The sequence below is a fragment of the Streptomyces sp. 7R007 genome (genome assembly GCF_054850255.1).
In genome coordinates, this window is record NZ_JBTWMV010000036.1 from 12,302 (window position 1) to 26,578 (window position 14,277).

The 14,277-nt window shown below is 69.9% G+C and carries 15 protein-coding genes and 2 pseudogenes; 14 read left to right on the forward strand and 3 right to left on the reverse strand.

From position 1 onward, the window contains the following. Positions 1-24: 24 nt before the first annotated feature. Positions 25-960, forward strand: a complete 936-nt coding sequence (locus tag ACYF6T_RS33015) for a TIGR03619 family F420-dependent LLM class oxidoreductase (protein ID WP_461701113.1) — start codon at positions 25-27, stop codon at positions 958-960. Between the two features lie 51 nt (positions 961-1,011). Further along, positions 1,012-1,746, forward strand: coding sequence for an NADPH-dependent F420 reductase (npdG, locus tag ACYF6T_RS33020; protein WP_461701114.1), 735 nt, complete (start codon positions 1,012-1,014; stop codon positions 1,744-1,746). Here the strand turns inward: npdG and ACYF6T_RS33025 are convergent. Then, a complete protein-coding gene (locus ACYF6T_RS33025) occupies positions 1,733-2,020 on the reverse strand; it encodes a DUF4259 domain-containing protein (protein ID WP_461701182.1) in 288 nt (95 codons plus the stop codon). The two genes, npdG and ACYF6T_RS33025, sit on opposite strands and share 14 nt — an antisense overlap. A 57-nt stretch (positions 2,021-2,077) precedes the next feature. Continuing rightward, positions 2,078-2,263: pseudogene (locus tag ACYF6T_RS33030) on the reverse strand (ISL3 family transposase); the annotation flags it as partial. Positions 2,264-2,748: 485 nt separating this feature from the next. On the opposite strand from ACYF6T_RS33030, the gene ACYF6T_RS33035 reads away from it, so the two are divergent. The 3 genes and pseudogenes from ACYF6T_RS33035 to ACYF6T_RS33045 all read left to right on the forward strand — a co-directional run. Beyond that, positions 2,749-3,588 (forward strand): nuclear transport factor 2 family protein, encoded by an 840-nt coding sequence (locus ACYF6T_RS33035; RefSeq protein ID WP_461701115.1) that lies wholly within the window; start codon positions 2,749-2,751, stop codon positions 3,586-3,588. A 153-nt stretch (positions 3,589-3,741) separates the two neighbouring features. Next, a complete protein-coding gene (locus ACYF6T_RS33040; RefSeq protein WP_461701117.1) occupies positions 3,742-3,948 on the forward strand; it encodes a cold-shock protein in 207 nt (68 codons plus the stop codon). 212 nt (positions 3,949-4,160) lie between these two features. Further along, a pseudogene (locus ACYF6T_RS33045) lies at positions 4,161-4,336 on the forward strand (IS1380 family transposase); the annotation flags it as partial. 281 nt (positions 4,337-4,617) lie between these two features. Here the strand turns inward: ACYF6T_RS33045 and ACYF6T_RS33050 are convergent. Then, a complete protein-coding gene (locus ACYF6T_RS33050) occupies positions 4,618-4,890 on the reverse strand; it encodes a helix-turn-helix domain-containing protein (protein ID WP_461701118.1) in 273 nt (90 codons plus the stop codon). 795 nt (positions 4,891-5,685) lie between these two features. Between ACYF6T_RS33050 and ACYF6T_RS33055 the strand changes: the two genes are divergently transcribed. Genes ACYF6T_RS33055 through ACYF6T_RS33095 form a run of 9 tightly spaced genes read left to right on the forward strand, consistent with a single transcriptional unit; the run spans position 5,686 to position 14,145 of the window. Beyond that, positions 5,686-7,365, forward strand: coding sequence for an ABC transporter substrate-binding protein (locus ACYF6T_RS33055; RefSeq protein ID WP_461701119.1), 1,680 nt, complete (start codon positions 5,686-5,688; stop codon positions 7,363-7,365). Further along, on the forward strand, positions 7,358-8,293 hold the full coding sequence (locus ACYF6T_RS33060; protein WP_461701120.1) for an ABC transporter permease: 936 nt from the start codon (positions 7,358-7,360) through the stop codon (positions 8,291-8,293). The genes ACYF6T_RS33055 and ACYF6T_RS33060 overlap by 8 nt, the downstream gene beginning before the upstream one ends. Beyond that, positions 8,290-9,378 (forward strand): ABC transporter permease, encoded by a 1,089-nt coding sequence (locus ACYF6T_RS33065; protein ID WP_461701121.1) that lies wholly within the window; start codon positions 8,290-8,292, stop codon positions 9,376-9,378. The genes ACYF6T_RS33060 and ACYF6T_RS33065 overlap by 4 nt, the downstream gene beginning before the upstream one ends. 5 nt (positions 9,379-9,383) lie before the next feature. Then, positions 9,384-10,073, forward strand: coding sequence for an alpha/beta hydrolase (locus tag ACYF6T_RS33070; protein WP_461701122.1), 690 nt, complete (start codon positions 9,384-9,386; stop codon positions 10,071-10,073). After that, on the forward strand, positions 10,070-11,086 hold the full coding sequence (locus ACYF6T_RS33075) for an ABC transporter ATP-binding protein (protein WP_461701123.1): 1,017 nt from the start codon (positions 10,070-10,072) through the stop codon (positions 11,084-11,086). The genes ACYF6T_RS33070 and ACYF6T_RS33075 overlap by 4 nt, the downstream gene beginning before the upstream one ends. After that, positions 11,083-12,057 (forward strand): ABC transporter ATP-binding protein, encoded by a 975-nt coding sequence (locus ACYF6T_RS33080; RefSeq protein ID WP_461701124.1) that lies wholly within the window; start codon positions 11,083-11,085, stop codon positions 12,055-12,057. The genes ACYF6T_RS33075 and ACYF6T_RS33080 overlap by 4 nt, the downstream gene beginning before the upstream one ends. Then, positions 12,054-12,818: an amidohydrolase family protein gene (locus ACYF6T_RS33085; protein ID WP_461701126.1), complete on the forward strand. Its 765-nt coding sequence runs from the start codon at positions 12,054-12,056 to the stop codon at positions 12,816-12,818. Before ACYF6T_RS33080 ends, ACYF6T_RS33085 begins: the two co-directional genes overlap by 4 nt. Beyond that, the gene (locus ACYF6T_RS33090) at positions 12,815-13,264 is read left to right on the forward strand and encodes a cytidine/deoxycytidylate deaminase family protein (RefSeq protein ID WP_461701127.1); all 450 of its coding nucleotides are present in this window, start codon (positions 12,815-12,817) and stop codon (positions 13,262-13,264) included. Before ACYF6T_RS33085 ends, ACYF6T_RS33090 begins: the two co-directional genes overlap by 4 nt. Positions 13,265-13,305: 41 nt before the next feature. Then, a complete protein-coding gene (locus tag ACYF6T_RS33095; protein ID WP_461701128.1) occupies positions 13,306-14,145 on the forward strand; it encodes a creatininase family protein in 840 nt (279 codons plus the stop codon). Positions 14,146-14,277: the final 132 nt, after the last annotated feature.

A 14,277-nucleotide genomic window follows, 5' to 3' on the forward strand; every position in this document is an offset into this window, starting at 1 on the left:
TGCATCGACTAGAGGATCGCCACGATGACCACTCCCCGCATGCAGCTCGTCCTGAGCGAGAACTGGACCATGACCGGCGGCCGCGCGGACCTGCCGGCCGTGGTCCGCTGGGCCCGCGAGGCCGAGGACGCCGGATTCGACTCCGTCATGATCAGCGAACACATCGTGCTCGGCCCCGACGCCGGCGCCAACGGCGTGATGGGCAACCCCCGCGACTACGCCCTGCCGGGCAACCAGGACCCGCACACCCCGTGGCCCAACTCGCTCATGCTGCTCAGCGCGATCGCCGCCGTCACCGACCGCCTGCGTCTGGCCGCCTCGGCGGTCATCGCTCCCCTGCGCCACCCCCTGCTCCTGGCCCGCGAGCTCGGCACCCTCGACCTCCTCTCCGAGGGCCGTCTGATGGTGCTGCCCAACGTCAGCTGGAGCCGGGACGAGTACGCGGCACTGGGCGTCCCGTTCTCCCGGCGCGGCAGGCTCCTCGACGAGCACCTGGAGATCTGGGCCAAGCTGTGGGGCCCCTCCCCCGTGTCCCACGAGAGCGAGTACTACACCTTCCAGGACGTCTACTTCGAGCCCAAGGCCCACCGCCCGGACGGCCCCCGGCTGTGCTTCGGCGGCGCGGGCATGCACGACGCGATGGTCCGCAGGATCGTGCGCTACGGCCATGCCTTCAACCCGCTGGGCAAGGTGACGCCCGAGCAGATGCAGACGCTGAAGGCCGCGATGGCGGCCGCGGGCCGTGACATCGCCGACCTGGAGATGATCGGGGGCACACGCGCCGTGTTCCCCGACGACGACTCCTGCGCGGACCTCGCCCAGGCCCTCGAACCCATCCCCGAGCAGATGGCGCAGGGCTTCACCACCTTCTGCATCAAGCCCTCTCAGTTCACCGACGACCCGAACGGCGTGGGCGCGTTCTGCCGCGAGGTGATACGCCGCGTGGAGTCCCTGACCTGAGAAAGAGCGGCAGCCGCAGAAGAACGACCCGTACGAGCCAAGGACCACCAGATGACGCATCCCGAAGAAGCCACCGGCACCCGTTCCACCCGTCCCCCAACACCCGCTGGGGCGACCAGAGATCCCCGTCGTCTCCCTGACGTGTCCGGCCTGGTCGTCGGCATCCTCGGCGGTACCGGTCCACAGGGGCGCGGCCTCGCCTACCGGTTCGCCCACGCGGGTCAGCAGGTCGTCATCGGCTCACGGAACGCCGGCCGGGCTGCCTCCACCGCAGCAACCACAGGCGAGGGTGTCCGCGGTGCCGACAACGCCACGACCGCGCGGGAGAGCGATCTGGTGATCGTCGCCACTCCCTGGGAGGGACACGCCGAGCTGTTGACCGCTCTCCGCGAAGAACTCGTCGGAAAGATCGTCATCGACTGCGTCAACCCGCTCGGCTTCGACGAGAAAGGGGCTTACGCACTCAGGCCCGCAGAGGGCAGCGCCGCGCAGCAGGCCGCGGCCCTGTTGCCGGACTCCCGGGTGACCGCCGCCTTCCACCACCTCTCCGCCGTCACCCTGGAAGACCGGCAAATCGAGACGATCGACACCGATGTCCTCGTCCTCGGCGACGAACGCGCCGCCACCGACATCGTCCAGGCACTCGCCTCGCGTCTCCCCGGCGCACGGGGCGTCTACGGCGGACGACTGCGCAACGCCCACCAGGTCGAGTCCCTGGTCGCCAACCTGATCTCGGTCAATCGCCGCTACAGGGCCCACGCCGGCCTGCGCGTCACCGACGTCTGAGGAAGGAGGGCGGTGCAAGTCGGCACTTCGGCCCCAACCGCCCGCCTGTTGTACTGAGTTGTTCACCAGCTGGGCACTTCCCCGCGAGGAGGGCGGCGGCTCCCACGGCTTCTTGGCCGCGGTGGTTTTCGAGGGAGTCCGGAACCTGGACGGCACGGTTGAGGATTACCCGCACCACAAGCTCTTCTCGTTCATCCCGGGCTGTCTCGTTCAAGGTGTGGGCCAAGTCGGCGGCCTCGTCGTTGTCGAATGGGCCAAAGTCCCAAGTCAACACAGTGGCCGCCTCGTCCTGCAATACGAGTTGATCACCGCATCGACCACCGACAACGGGTCAGGAGAGCAGGACACGTTTCCGAAGGCGCGTGAACTCCGCGCGTTCGAACATCTGCCGCTTGAGCATCTTGATCCGGATGACCGTTCCTTCAACAGCGCCGGAGTTCCCGTCGGTGGTCAGTCCGGCGGTCACCGCGTCGAAGTCGCTGCCCAGCCCGACGGCAAAGCCACGGGTGCCGGGGAGGCTGGCCACTGCGGCCGGAAGTGTGGCGAACGCATCCTCGCCCAGGCCGTAGGTTGCCGCCCGCGACCTCGCGGACGAGTCATGTCATGACTGCCTGAAACTTCTTCATGCAGGTGAAACAGTGCTTGTCCGAAGGCTCTTGTCTGTTGGGATCCTCCGGCTTGTCCACGCCGCACAGCGTGGAGTTCTTGTCCGCCGCCAGGACGTGCCACACCTGTTCTCCTGAGGGGTCTGGGCCCCACCACATTTCATGCATCGTCAGCTTCCGGGGTCGGCGTGGAGGACTCTCCCATACGAGCACGGCGGAGACGGGCGCGCCTCTTGCCCGCGGCCAGGCGGGTGACACCGGCAGCCGGCTTCCGGAGGGCTGCACCAGACCAGGACGAGATCGACCGCGCCGGCAGGGCTGATTCGCAGTCGGCATCCCGCGAGCCAGACTTGTAGAGTGAGGTGACGGTTTTCCTGCGTAGCGGCGAGGGTGGACGATGCAGCTGACATCTGCACAGGCATTCCATCATCGGTGGTGCGCGGCGCTGGCCGCCCAGGACACGGCCGCTCTGGGTGAGCTCTACCATCCCGACGCGGTGCAGCTGTCGGTGAGCACCGGCCGCACACTGCTCGGTGCGGAAGCGATCGCGACTGGTTACGCGGAGTCCTTCGGCATCGCAGGCGCTGTCAACACGACAGGAGTCGAGAATTTCATCGACCTCGGCACTTCGTTCGTCGCGGAGTCCACGCAGTCGACCAGCTTTGCGCAGGCCACGTCCTACGACGTCTTCGCCCTTGACGGCGGCCGCGCCCGCTTCCACGCCAGTGGCTCGCTCTTCCCACGCTCGCCCGGCGCGTTACCAGCTCAGGACCCCGCCGCCCCGGGCCAGGCGTTTTTCCGCCAGCTCTGGAACGCCATCAGCATGCAGGACGCCGCGACACTCACCAGTCTCTACGCCCCTGACGCCGTGCACGCCTCCGTGGCCGGCATCATGCGCGGCGGCCAGGTGATCACGGACAGCCTCCGGCAGCGCTGGCGGCAGGTCGGCCCTCCGCAGCTCAGGAGCCTGTCATGCTTCGTCGAGGGCCCTGGCGCGCTCGCGGTCGAAGGCATGGCGAACCTCGGCTTCGGCCCAGATGTACGACTCGACGTGGAATTCTACGAAGTCTGGCTGCTGCACCAGGGTCGGGCGGTGTTCGTCACTAGCGGCCTGATCAGCCCGCGTCCGGCCGAGCTGCGCCAAGGTCTTCAAAATTACGCCGACAACCAGATCCGCAACATTCAGATCGTCGCCCAGGGTTTGGCCCATCTCCACGCCCCCCGGTATTGGTACTAGCTTGCGATGCCGATCTTGCGGTTACAGCAGAGCTTGGCCGGAACCGCCACCGTGCACGGAGGAAGATGTTTCAGCGGCGCACTGTGACGGGCAGTAGCGTCACGCTGTTTGGCCCCCGGCCACAGCAGCCAACTGGCATTTCTTGGAGGGGACATGGCCACCGGCACGGTGAAGTGGTTCAACGACGCGAAGGGCTTCGGTCTCATCGTCCCGGATGAGACCGGCGAGGAACTCCCCGTTCATTACAGTGAGATCCGAGTGGACGACGGCTTCAAGTCACTTGCGGAGAACCAGAAAGTCCAGTTCGAGATCAAGACCGGTCCCAAGGGCGCACAGGCTGTCAACGTCGTGCCGCTGTAGCCCCGGCACTACGCCCCAGACAGCGCTCGGCGCCTGTGTGTCGAGCCGAGACGGCGCGGCACGAATGCTCATCCGGACCAGTCTCCACTCCTGCCGGCCCGCCCAGTCGAGGAAGAACAGCGGTTGTCTCACCTGCCGTTGAGCTCGAACGATAGGACTTCTGAGGATCCTGTTTCCTACAAGGAGGAGCACTTTCCAGGCGAAAGGAACCTATTTCGTCGTATCCCCGTGTCTGTGTCCAGGGAGACGGTCGGCAGGTAGCCTCACAAGCCGGTGCGGTCCTACTGCCGAGAAGGTCCAAAAGATCGGCCTCGGCCAAGCGATATCCGCGCAACTGGCGTCCTGGCGGAAGCCGCGGAGTGTCCACAATCCGGTGCGGTTCACCCTGATGTCTTGCTCCAGCGCCTGCACCGAGGTGGGGACGCCACGGCGGCTGAGCTTGTCGATCAGCAAGCCGAACCACCGCTCACGGAGCTTGTCGATCAGCAGCGGATCGGGCGAGATCTTGAACTCCTCCACCCCGTGCGGCTGCAGGCCGAAGGCCTGCCAGATGCGGTGCACGCTGGTGGGCGCAATCCCCACTCTCCCGGCCGGCTCACGCTCAGACCAATGGGTGCAGCCCCCGGCGCCTCCTCCGGGGTTCGCACCACCACTTCCTCCGCCTTCGCGTCAGTGATGGTACGAGGGACCCCAGGTCTCGGGCTCATCGCACAGACTGTCCAGCCGACGGCGCAGGAACCGCGCCCGCCACTTGTTGACGGTGCTACGGCTGACGCCCAGACGGGCAGCGACCGCGGTGTTGCTCTGGCCTTCGGCGCACGCCAGCACGATCATGGCCCGCTTCGTCAGGCCCTGCGCGATCGAGCGACGCGTCGCCCAACCGCGCAGCAGGGTCTCCAACTCGTCCTTCATCAGCTCCAGCGGCTTCAGCTTGCTGCCCATGCCCCCCAGCACACCGCCAACCCGGAGCCGGGGCCAACTCCGCGGAAACGGAACAGAACACGACTCACGAGTCGACCACGTACCTCGAAACCGGCTCGCTGGACCCGCGAATCACACCGTCGAACATCCTCCACTTCGACGACCGCTGGACCCTGGCCGCCTCGGGAATCGTCCGCCGGCCGCGAGACCAGACCGCCAAAGCGGGCCGCACCGGCCTCTGCATCGGCACCGAGGGCTTCGCCGCCCCGGAAGCGTCCGTAACACCGCACGAGGCCACGGCCTCCAGCGGCATCTGCGGCATCGCCAGGGTCATCGCCTGGGCCCTCACCGGGAAGGTGTCGGAGGCCAGGCTGCCGCTGCTGCACCGCCCTCCAGACCATGGCGCCCCGTCGCCGCGTGGGCATCCGCCAGGACCCGCACCGCCGCCCCGGACAGCCCACGACCTGCTCGCCCTCATCGAGCGGAAACACGCGGACATCCCGCCCATGCGCCAGGCGGAGGTCAGCGCCGGGGCGAGCAGCGCCGCCGCACAACCGCCGTCCGGGGCGTTGAACGCGGAGGTACGCGTGTTGATCGCGGACTGTGCGATCTCGTGCTGCTTGCGCCGCGCCTCCATCCGCTCTTCTCGGGGCGGTGGCCGCTGACCCGCCCTCCACACGGTGACCGCACAGGCGCCCCCTTCACACGCCTTTAACTCGCGGGACACGAGGGGGAATCGGGAGCCACTGAGCATGTTTTTGGATCCAATCCGACGCAGATTTCATCCATCTCAGGATCGGTGCCCTAGGAGGCCCCATGCCGGACCACACACCTGGATCGCCCTCGACCTCCGCCGCCTCGTCGTCGGTGTCGGCAAGCGCCTCGCACGATGTCTCGCGCCGGACGATGCTCCGGGGCGCCGGCCTGCTCGGGGTGGGCGTGGGGTTCGGGCTGCCCGCCCTGCTCAGCGCCTGCGGCGCCGCGGCCGATGACGCGAGCGCCGGCGGCAAGGGAGGCACCCTCACCCTGGCCATCGACGCCACCAGCGCCGTCAACGACCCCGCCTTCTACACGTCCCTGGGCGACTGGATGGCCGTCGACTGCATCTGCCGCGGCCTGACGTTCATCTCCTTCGAGACGAACGAGCCCACGCCGGATCTGGCGAAGAAGTGGACCATATCCGATGACAAACTGACGTACACCTTCACCCTCCGCGAAGGCGTCAAGTTCCACGACGGGACCACCCTGACATCGGCGGACGTCCTCGCCAGCCTCGGCCGGCAGTTCGACCCCGACGACAAGACCCTGCCCAAGGGCGCCACCCGGCCGCTCGCCAGCATGGGTGCCAACGTCGCCTCGCTCACCGCACCCGACGACATGACCGTCAAGATGGTGCTGAAAAAGCCCGACCGCACCATACTCGGCAAGCTCTCCGACATCGGCGGCCGCATCATCTCCAAGGCCGCGCTGGACAAGTACGGCGCCGACATCGGCAAGCACCTCGTGGGCACCGGCCCCTTCGCCTTCTCCGCCGCCACCTCGGGGCAGTCCATCACGCTCAAGGCGTTCGACGGCTTCCGACTCGGCACGCCCCCCATCGACCGGCTGGTGCTGCGCCAGGTCCAAGACCCCTCCACCATCGTCAGCTCCCTGCTCAGCGGCGACGTCTCCGCCACGCAGTTCGCCCCCTACTCGTCCGTCTCGCAACTGCGCAAGGACAGCGCGGTGAAGGTGTACGACACCCCGCACAACGCCAACGCGATCATGATGATCGACGCCCGCCGGGTCCCGGAGCTGAAGGTCCGCAAGGCCATCAACCTCGCCATCAACCGCAAGGCGATCCTCCAGCAGGCGTTCTACGGCATCGGTGCCGAACCCAAGGGCTACGCCATCCCGCCCGCCCAGACCGGCTACGACACCGCCCTGGCCGACATCAGCACCCAGGACACCGCACAGGCCAAGCGTCTGGTCGAGGAGGCCGGCGCGCAGGGGCGCACCCTGCGCCTGATGGCGGCCAGCGACTCCTGGCACCCCAAAGCGGCCCAGATCATCGCCCAGAACCTCACCGACGTCGGCTTCAAGGTCGCCACCACCTCCGTGGACCCCGCGACCTACTTCAGCCGGCTCCTCGACGCCGAAGACGACTACCACGACCTGATGATCTGGGAGCGCAACACCTACGTACCCGACCCCGACGACATGGTCGGCTCACTGGCCAGCCCCACCAGCATCTACGGCTCCAAGCTCTCCGGCATGGACACCCTCAAGGGCGCCTCCTCCCTCGCCGCCGACCTGTACGCGGCCAAGAACCTCACCGACACCAAGAAGCGCACCGCCGCCTACACCAGGATCCAGCGCCGCTGGGCGGAGGAGTACATGGTCCTGTCGATGCTGGCCTGCTTCAGCAACCTGGTCGTCAGCGGTTCGAACGTGAAGGGCATGAACACCGACGCGCTGGCCAACCACCGCTGCTACATGGAGAAGGCCAGTGTCTGAGACCGGCGCCGCGGTCGACGCCGTACCGGCGCCGGCCGCGGCACCCACTCCCCCGGCCTCCCCGCCCCCCACTCGCCCGCGCCACCTACGACTTCTCGAAGCGCTGCGCCACCGCCCGGTGGCCCGCTCCTGGCCCGCCCTGCTCGCCTGGCTGCTGCTGGCCGCGGTGGTGCTCACCGCCCTGCTCGGACCCCTGCTGGTGCAGGCCGACCCGCTGCGGCAGACCTCCTCGGCCCTGCTGGCCCCCGGCTCCCCGGGCCATCCCCTGGGCACCGACGACCTGGGCCGTGACGAACTGGCCCGACTCGTGCACGGCGCCCGGCCACTGCTGCTGGTCTCCGTCACGGCCACCGCCCTGGCGGCCGTCGCCGGCACCCTGGTCGGACTCGTCGCCGGATACGCGGGCGGCGTCCTGGAACAGGTGCTGATGCGGCTGGTCGACCTCGCTCTGGCCTTCCCCTCCATCCTGCTGGTCATCCTGCTGGTGGCGGCGGCCGGACCCGGCACGGTCAGTCTGGTCCTCGGCATCGGCGCTTCCCTGGCCCCCGGTCTCGCCCGCCTGGCACGCACCCTCACCGCCCGCGAGGCCGCCAAGGACTACATCGTCGCCTGCCGGATCGGCGGCACGAGCGTGCCGCGCATCCTGCTGCGCGAGGTACTGCCCAACATCGGCGGACCCCTGCTCGCGCAGGTCGTCATGACGCTGTCCGTCGCGGCCGGGTTCGCAGCCGGCCTGTCCTACCTGGGACTGGGCATCCAGCCGCCGCAGCCGGACTGGGGGTACATGGTCCAGGCCGGGCAGGAGTTCCTCTACACCGCCCCGCGGCTGGTGGTGCTGCCCGCCACGCTCACCCTGCTGTACGTCGTGGCCTGCAACTTCGTCGGCGACGACCTGCGCGACGCCCTCGACCCCAGGGGGACGGCATGAGCGCCGGCACCCTGACCCGGCCGCGACCGCCCCGACTGCCACGGCCCTCCTGGCTGTCCGGCGCCACGGGCACGTTCCTGCGCCGGCTGGCCGTCATCCCCGTCGTGCTGTTCGCCCTGTCCTCCCTGGTGTTCGTGGCGATACGACTGCTGCCGGGCTCCCCCGCAACCTCCCTCGCCGCGGGCGGAAACACCACCTCCGCCGAACAGTTCAACGCCAACGAAGAACGCGTCACCAAGGCACTCGGCCTCGACCAGCCACTGCCGACGCAGTACGGGCACTTCCTCGACGACCTCCTCCACCTGCGCCTTGGCACCTCCTTCTACGGCTCCAACAGCGTCCTCGGCCTGCTCGGCGACGCCCTGCCCGCGACCGTGGAACTCACCCTCGCCGCCATGGCGGTCGCCGTACTGCTCGGCGTCGTCACCGGCGTCGTCGCGGCCCTGCGCCGGGGCAGCTGGCTCGACACCTCCACCCGGGCCGTGGCCACCGTCAGCTTCTCCCTGCCCTGGTTCGCCCTCGGCGTGCTGTCCATCGTCGTGTTCGGCGTGTGGCTGCGCTGGCTGCCCGTGCTGGGGCGGCTCCCCAGCACCCTGGACTACCGGCCGACGACGGGCTTCGTGCTGCCGGACGCGATCCTGCAGAACCGGCCCGAACTCGTCTGGCCGTGGCTGCAGCACCTCATCCTGCCCGCGGTGACACTCGCGCTGTCGATGGCCGGGTTCATCACCCGGATCGTGCGCGCCTCCGTCCTGGATGTGCTCGGCGACGACTTCGTGCGCACCGCCCGCATGAAGGGCCTCAGCGAACACGCGGTGGTACGCCGCCACGTCCTGCGCAACGCCTGGCTGCCCATCGTCACCGTCCTGGGCCTGCAGTTCGGCTCCCTGCTGGGCGGCTCCGTCATCACCGAGACCGTCTTCTCCTACCCGGGCGTCGGTCACCTCCTCGTCCAGGGCGTGCTGCAACGCGACTACCCGGTCGTGCAAGGCGCCGCCCTCGCCATCGCCCTGCTGTTCACCCTCGTCAACCACGCGGTCGACCTGCTGTACACGGTCCTCGACCCACGCCTACGCAAAGGATGATCCCGATGGACATCGTGCTGGTCCACGGTGCCGGCGGCCGGCCCACCACCTGGTCGGCGGTGCAGCCGTTGCTCGCCGCCCGCGGACACCGCCTGTTCACGGTCACCAACCCCATGACCTCCCTGGCGGACGACATCGCCGAGACCACGGCCGCGCTGGAAGCGACGAGCGGCCCCGTGCTGCTGGCCGGACACTCCTACGGCGGCGCCGTCATCACCAACGTCGGACGCGACCCGCGCGTCAAGGGGCTGGTCTACATCGCCGCGTTCGCACCCGACGAAGGTGAGACCGTCAACGAGATCGTCGAGCGCTACGAGCCCGCCGAGATCGCCAAATACATGCGGCGCGGCCCCAACGGCGAGTGGAAGTCCGAGCCCGGCCCCGAGTTCTGGGCGGAGATCGGCCCGGACCTGTCGGCCGAGCAGCGAGCCGTCGTGGAGGCCGAGGGACGCAAGGCCGACAACCTCGTCTTCACGCAGGCCACCGGAGAGCCGGCCTGGCGGTCTCTGCCCAGCTGGTACCTGGTCGCCGACGACGACCGCACCCTGCGCCCGGAGATACAGAACTTCATGGCCGAGCGGATGAAGGCCACCGTCGAGCACGTGCCGGGCAGCCACTACACCACCCTGGTGTGGCCGGAACGGGTCGCCGACCTCGTCCACCGGGCGGCGCTGGCCGTGGGCAGGGTCGTATGACCGCGCCGGAGGCAGTGCTGCGGGTGCGGGACCTGCGCGTGCAGTTCGACGTGCCCGCGGGCCGGCTGCCCGCCGTGGACGGCGTCGACCTCACCCTGCGCAGGGGCGAGATCCTGGCGCTGGTCGGCGAGTCGGGGTCGGGCAAGTCGGCGCTGTCGATGAGCCTGGTCGGCCTCAACCGCGGGCCGCGCACCCACATCACCGGGTCGGTGTCCTTGCGTGGCCGGGAACTGGTGGGGGCGTCCGACCGGGAGCTGCGCCGGGTACGCGGCAAGGACGTGACGGTCGTCTTCCAGGACGCGCTGGCCGCGCTCAACCCGCTGCACCGGGCGGGCGCGCAGATCGCGGAGACGATCCGCGCCCACGCCGACGTACCGCGCGCCACCGCCGCCGCCCGCGCCGTCCACCTACTTGGCGAAGTCGGCATCGCCGGCCCCGCCCGCGCCGCGCGTGCCTACCCGCACCAGCTCTCCGGCGGCATGCGGCAACGCGTGATGATCGCCATGGGGCTGGCCAACGACCCGGCCGTGCTGATCGCCGACGAGCCGACCACCGCGCTGGACGTCACCATCCAGGCACAGGTGCTGACGCTGCTGAAGCGAGTGCAGCGCGAGCACGGCACCTCCGTCCTGCTGATCACCCACGATCTCGGGGTGGTCGCCGAGGTCGCCGACCGGGTGGCGGTGATGTACGCGGGACGGATCGTGGAACAGGGCACGCGCGACGAGGTCCTCTTCGACCCGCAACACCCTTACACCATGGGCCTGCTGGGCTCGGTGCCCCCGCTGGCGGGCCCGCTGCCCGCGCGGCTGCCGGCGATTCCGGGAAACCCGCCCGCCGGGGTCGAGCGGCCCGCCGGCTGTGGCTTCGCGCCCCGCTGCCCCTTCGCCCACGACGGCTGCGGCACCCGGCCGGAGCTGCGCCGCCGGCACGGCGGCACGGGACATCTGGACGCCTGTGTGCTGCCCGAAAAGGCCCGGGCACGGGCCCGCGCGACGGGGGCCGCCGTATGAGCGAGGTGCTGATGAGCGCCCGCGGGCTGCGGGTGGAGTACCCCGGCCGGGCCGGCGGCCGGGTCCTGGCGCTGCGAGACGTCGACCTCGACATCGCCCAGGGCGAAACACTGGGCCTGGTCGGCGAGTCGGGGTGCGGCAAGTCGACGCTCGGCCGCGCGCTGCTGCGCATCGTGGCCCCCTCGGCCGGCCGGATCGACTTCCTCGGCGCCGACCTGGCCCGGCTGCGCGGAAGGCGCCTGAAGAAGATCCGGGCCGAGCTGCAGATGGTCTTCCAGGACCCCTTCGGCTCGCTCAATCCGCGCCGCACGGTCGCCGACATCGTTGCCGAACCGCTGCTGCGCGCCCGCGGAGCCGAGCGGACCGAGGCCCGGCGCGCCGTGGCCGATCTGCTGGACCTGGTCGGCCTCGGGGCGGAGGCCGGCGGGCGCAAACCGCACGAGTTCTCCGGCGGGCAGCGCCAGCGCATCGGCATCGCCCGGGCGCTGGCGTCCGCACCGCGGTTCGTGGTGGCCGACGAGGCCGTGTCGGCGCTGGACGTGTCGATCCAGGCCCAGGTGCTGAACCTGCTGTCGGACCTGGTGCGCGACCGCGGCCTGACGATGCTGTTCATCTCCCACGACCTCGGTGTCGTACGGCACATCGCCGACCGGGTCGCCGTGATGTATCTCGGGGAGATCATCGAAACCGCCTCCCGCGACGCCTTCTTCACCGGCCCGGCCCACCCCTACAGCAGCGCCCTGCTGGCCAGCGTGCCCGTGCTGCGGCCCGGCCCGCCCACCGAACGGCAGCCGCTGGAGGGCGAGTTGCCCGACCCGGCCAACCCGCCCCGGGGTTGCCTGTTCCAGACCCGCTGCCCACTGGTGACCGACGTCTGCCGCACCCGGCACCCAGAGCTGCGCGAGATCGCCCCCGGCCGCAGCGTCCGCTGCCACCTGCCCCTCGACACCCCGAATGAGGACCCGCATTGATCATCGACGCCTACAACACCACGCAGGACGTCCGCGGCCGCTCCGACTACCTCACCGGGGCGCGCAAGGGCCAGGCACCGCCGCCGTACACGCCGTTCGAGCCGCGGCGCATCCTCGACCGGATGGACGCCGCCGGAGTGGACATGGCGATGGTGTGCTCGCTCGCCCAGCGGATCGAGAACGACTTCATCGCCTCGCTGGTGGCCGCCCACCCCGACCGGTTCTTCGGCTTCGGGCAGGTGCTGCCGCAGGCCGACGACGCCATCGACGAAATCGACCGGATCGCCGACGCGGGCCTGGTCGGACTGAAACTCCATCCCAGCCTGCACGGCTACCACGTGGCCGACCACGGACTGCTGGACCCGGTCTTCGAAGCCTGTGCCCGGCGCGGGCTCCTGGTGCTGATCAACGCCCTCGACGACGCGTTCTGCGCGCCGCTGGCCATCGAGGAGATCGCGCGGGACCACCCAGAGGTGCCGACGATCATCGCGCACATGGGAGCCGTGTGGAACGTGCCGGAGGCGATCATCGTCGCCGAACGGCAGCCGCACGTCTACCTGGAGACGTCCGCGACGCTGATGAGCGACGTCAAGCGGGCCTACGCACGGCTCGGGCCGCGGCAGATCCTGATGGGCAGCGAGTGGCCGGGCTCCGACTTCGACCTCGAACGCATGAAGATCGCCAAGGCCGTCGAGGACGAGAAGGACCGGGCGCTGATCGAGGGCGGCAACATGGCCCGTCTGCTGGGACTGGACGCATGAGCGCCGCACCGGTCGCCGTCCCGGCTCAGATGAGCGACCTGGACGCCGAACTCCTGACCACCGCACAGGAGTTGCTGGCCCGGGTGTGGCAGCAAGACCGCCACGAGGTCGCCACCGCGCTGCGCACCGCCGACGGCCGCATCCACACCGGCGTCCACGTCGAGGGTTCCTGCCGGCGCAGTTCGATCTGCGCCGAGGGCGTCGCCCTGGGCACCGCACGCGGCGCCCTCGCGCCCGGCGCGCCCCTGGCGGTGACGTCGGTGGTGTCGGTGCAGATCAAGCCCGCCGGCCAGTTCCGGATCATCGCCCCGTGCGGAGTGTGCCGGGAACTCATCAGCGACTACTGCCCGGACGCCACCGTGTGGATCACCACCGTCGACGACGACCGGCCCGCCGCGTTCCGCGCCCTGGATCTGCTGCCGCACAAGAGCCGGCGCCGCTGGTGAGACCCGCTCGCCCGCACCAAGCCCTTGAGGAAAGGAGAGCCATGCCGTCCGTCATCACCGGTCCGAGCGCGCTGCGCGTGCCCACCGGACTGGACGTCCCCGCACTCGCCCAACAGCTCGGCGGTACCGGCACGCCGCTGCCCTGGGAGGAGCTGACCTGGCAGGAGGCCGAGACCACGGTCGCCGGCCACGACGCCGTCATCATCCCGGTGGGCGCCACCGAACAGCACGGTCCGCATCTGCCCCTGGCCGTGGACACGCGGATCTGCGAAGCGGTCGCCCTGGGCGTCTCCGCGCTGACCGGGGTGCCGGTGCTGCCGCCGCTGAGCTTCGGCGTGTCGGCCTCGCACGGCGGCTTCGCCGGCACGGTGGCGCTGCGCCCCGAGACGCTGATCGCCGTCGTCGAGGACGTGATCGACTCCCTGTACGCCTGCGGGGTACGGCAGTTCGTCCTGCTCAACGGCCACATCTGGAACAACGGCGCCCTCGACGTCTCCGCCGAGAAGCTGAGGGTGCGTCACCGGGACGCGCGAGTGCGGGCGTTGGGGTACGTGACGATGTACCCGGGGCCGGAGGTCGACGGCCATGTCACCTACGGCCGTGCTCTGATGCACGCCAACTACTTCGAGACCTCGGTGATGCTGCACCTGGCACCCGAACTGGTGCGGATGGAGCGGGCCACCTCGCATGTCGACGTCGACTCCTTCTGGGACTACCGCATGGACCAGGTCAGCGAGACCGGCGTGTGGGGCAGGGACGTGACCGAGGCGAACGCCACCCACGGACAGGCGGAGTTCGACCGCTGCGTGCTCACCACCGCCCGCGCCGTCTCGGCCGCCGTGCGCGAGCCCTGGCCCAGCGCGACGCACCGGCCCGTCTAGAGCCCGCCCGAGCCACGGGCCCGAACGACCGCCGTCCCGCCCGGACTTGTGCCGCCCCCGCCGCGCAGCCGGCCCTTCACCACCCCCGCCGCGAAGCCGGCCTCCGCCACGCCGGCCGCTGCGGCCCGCGGC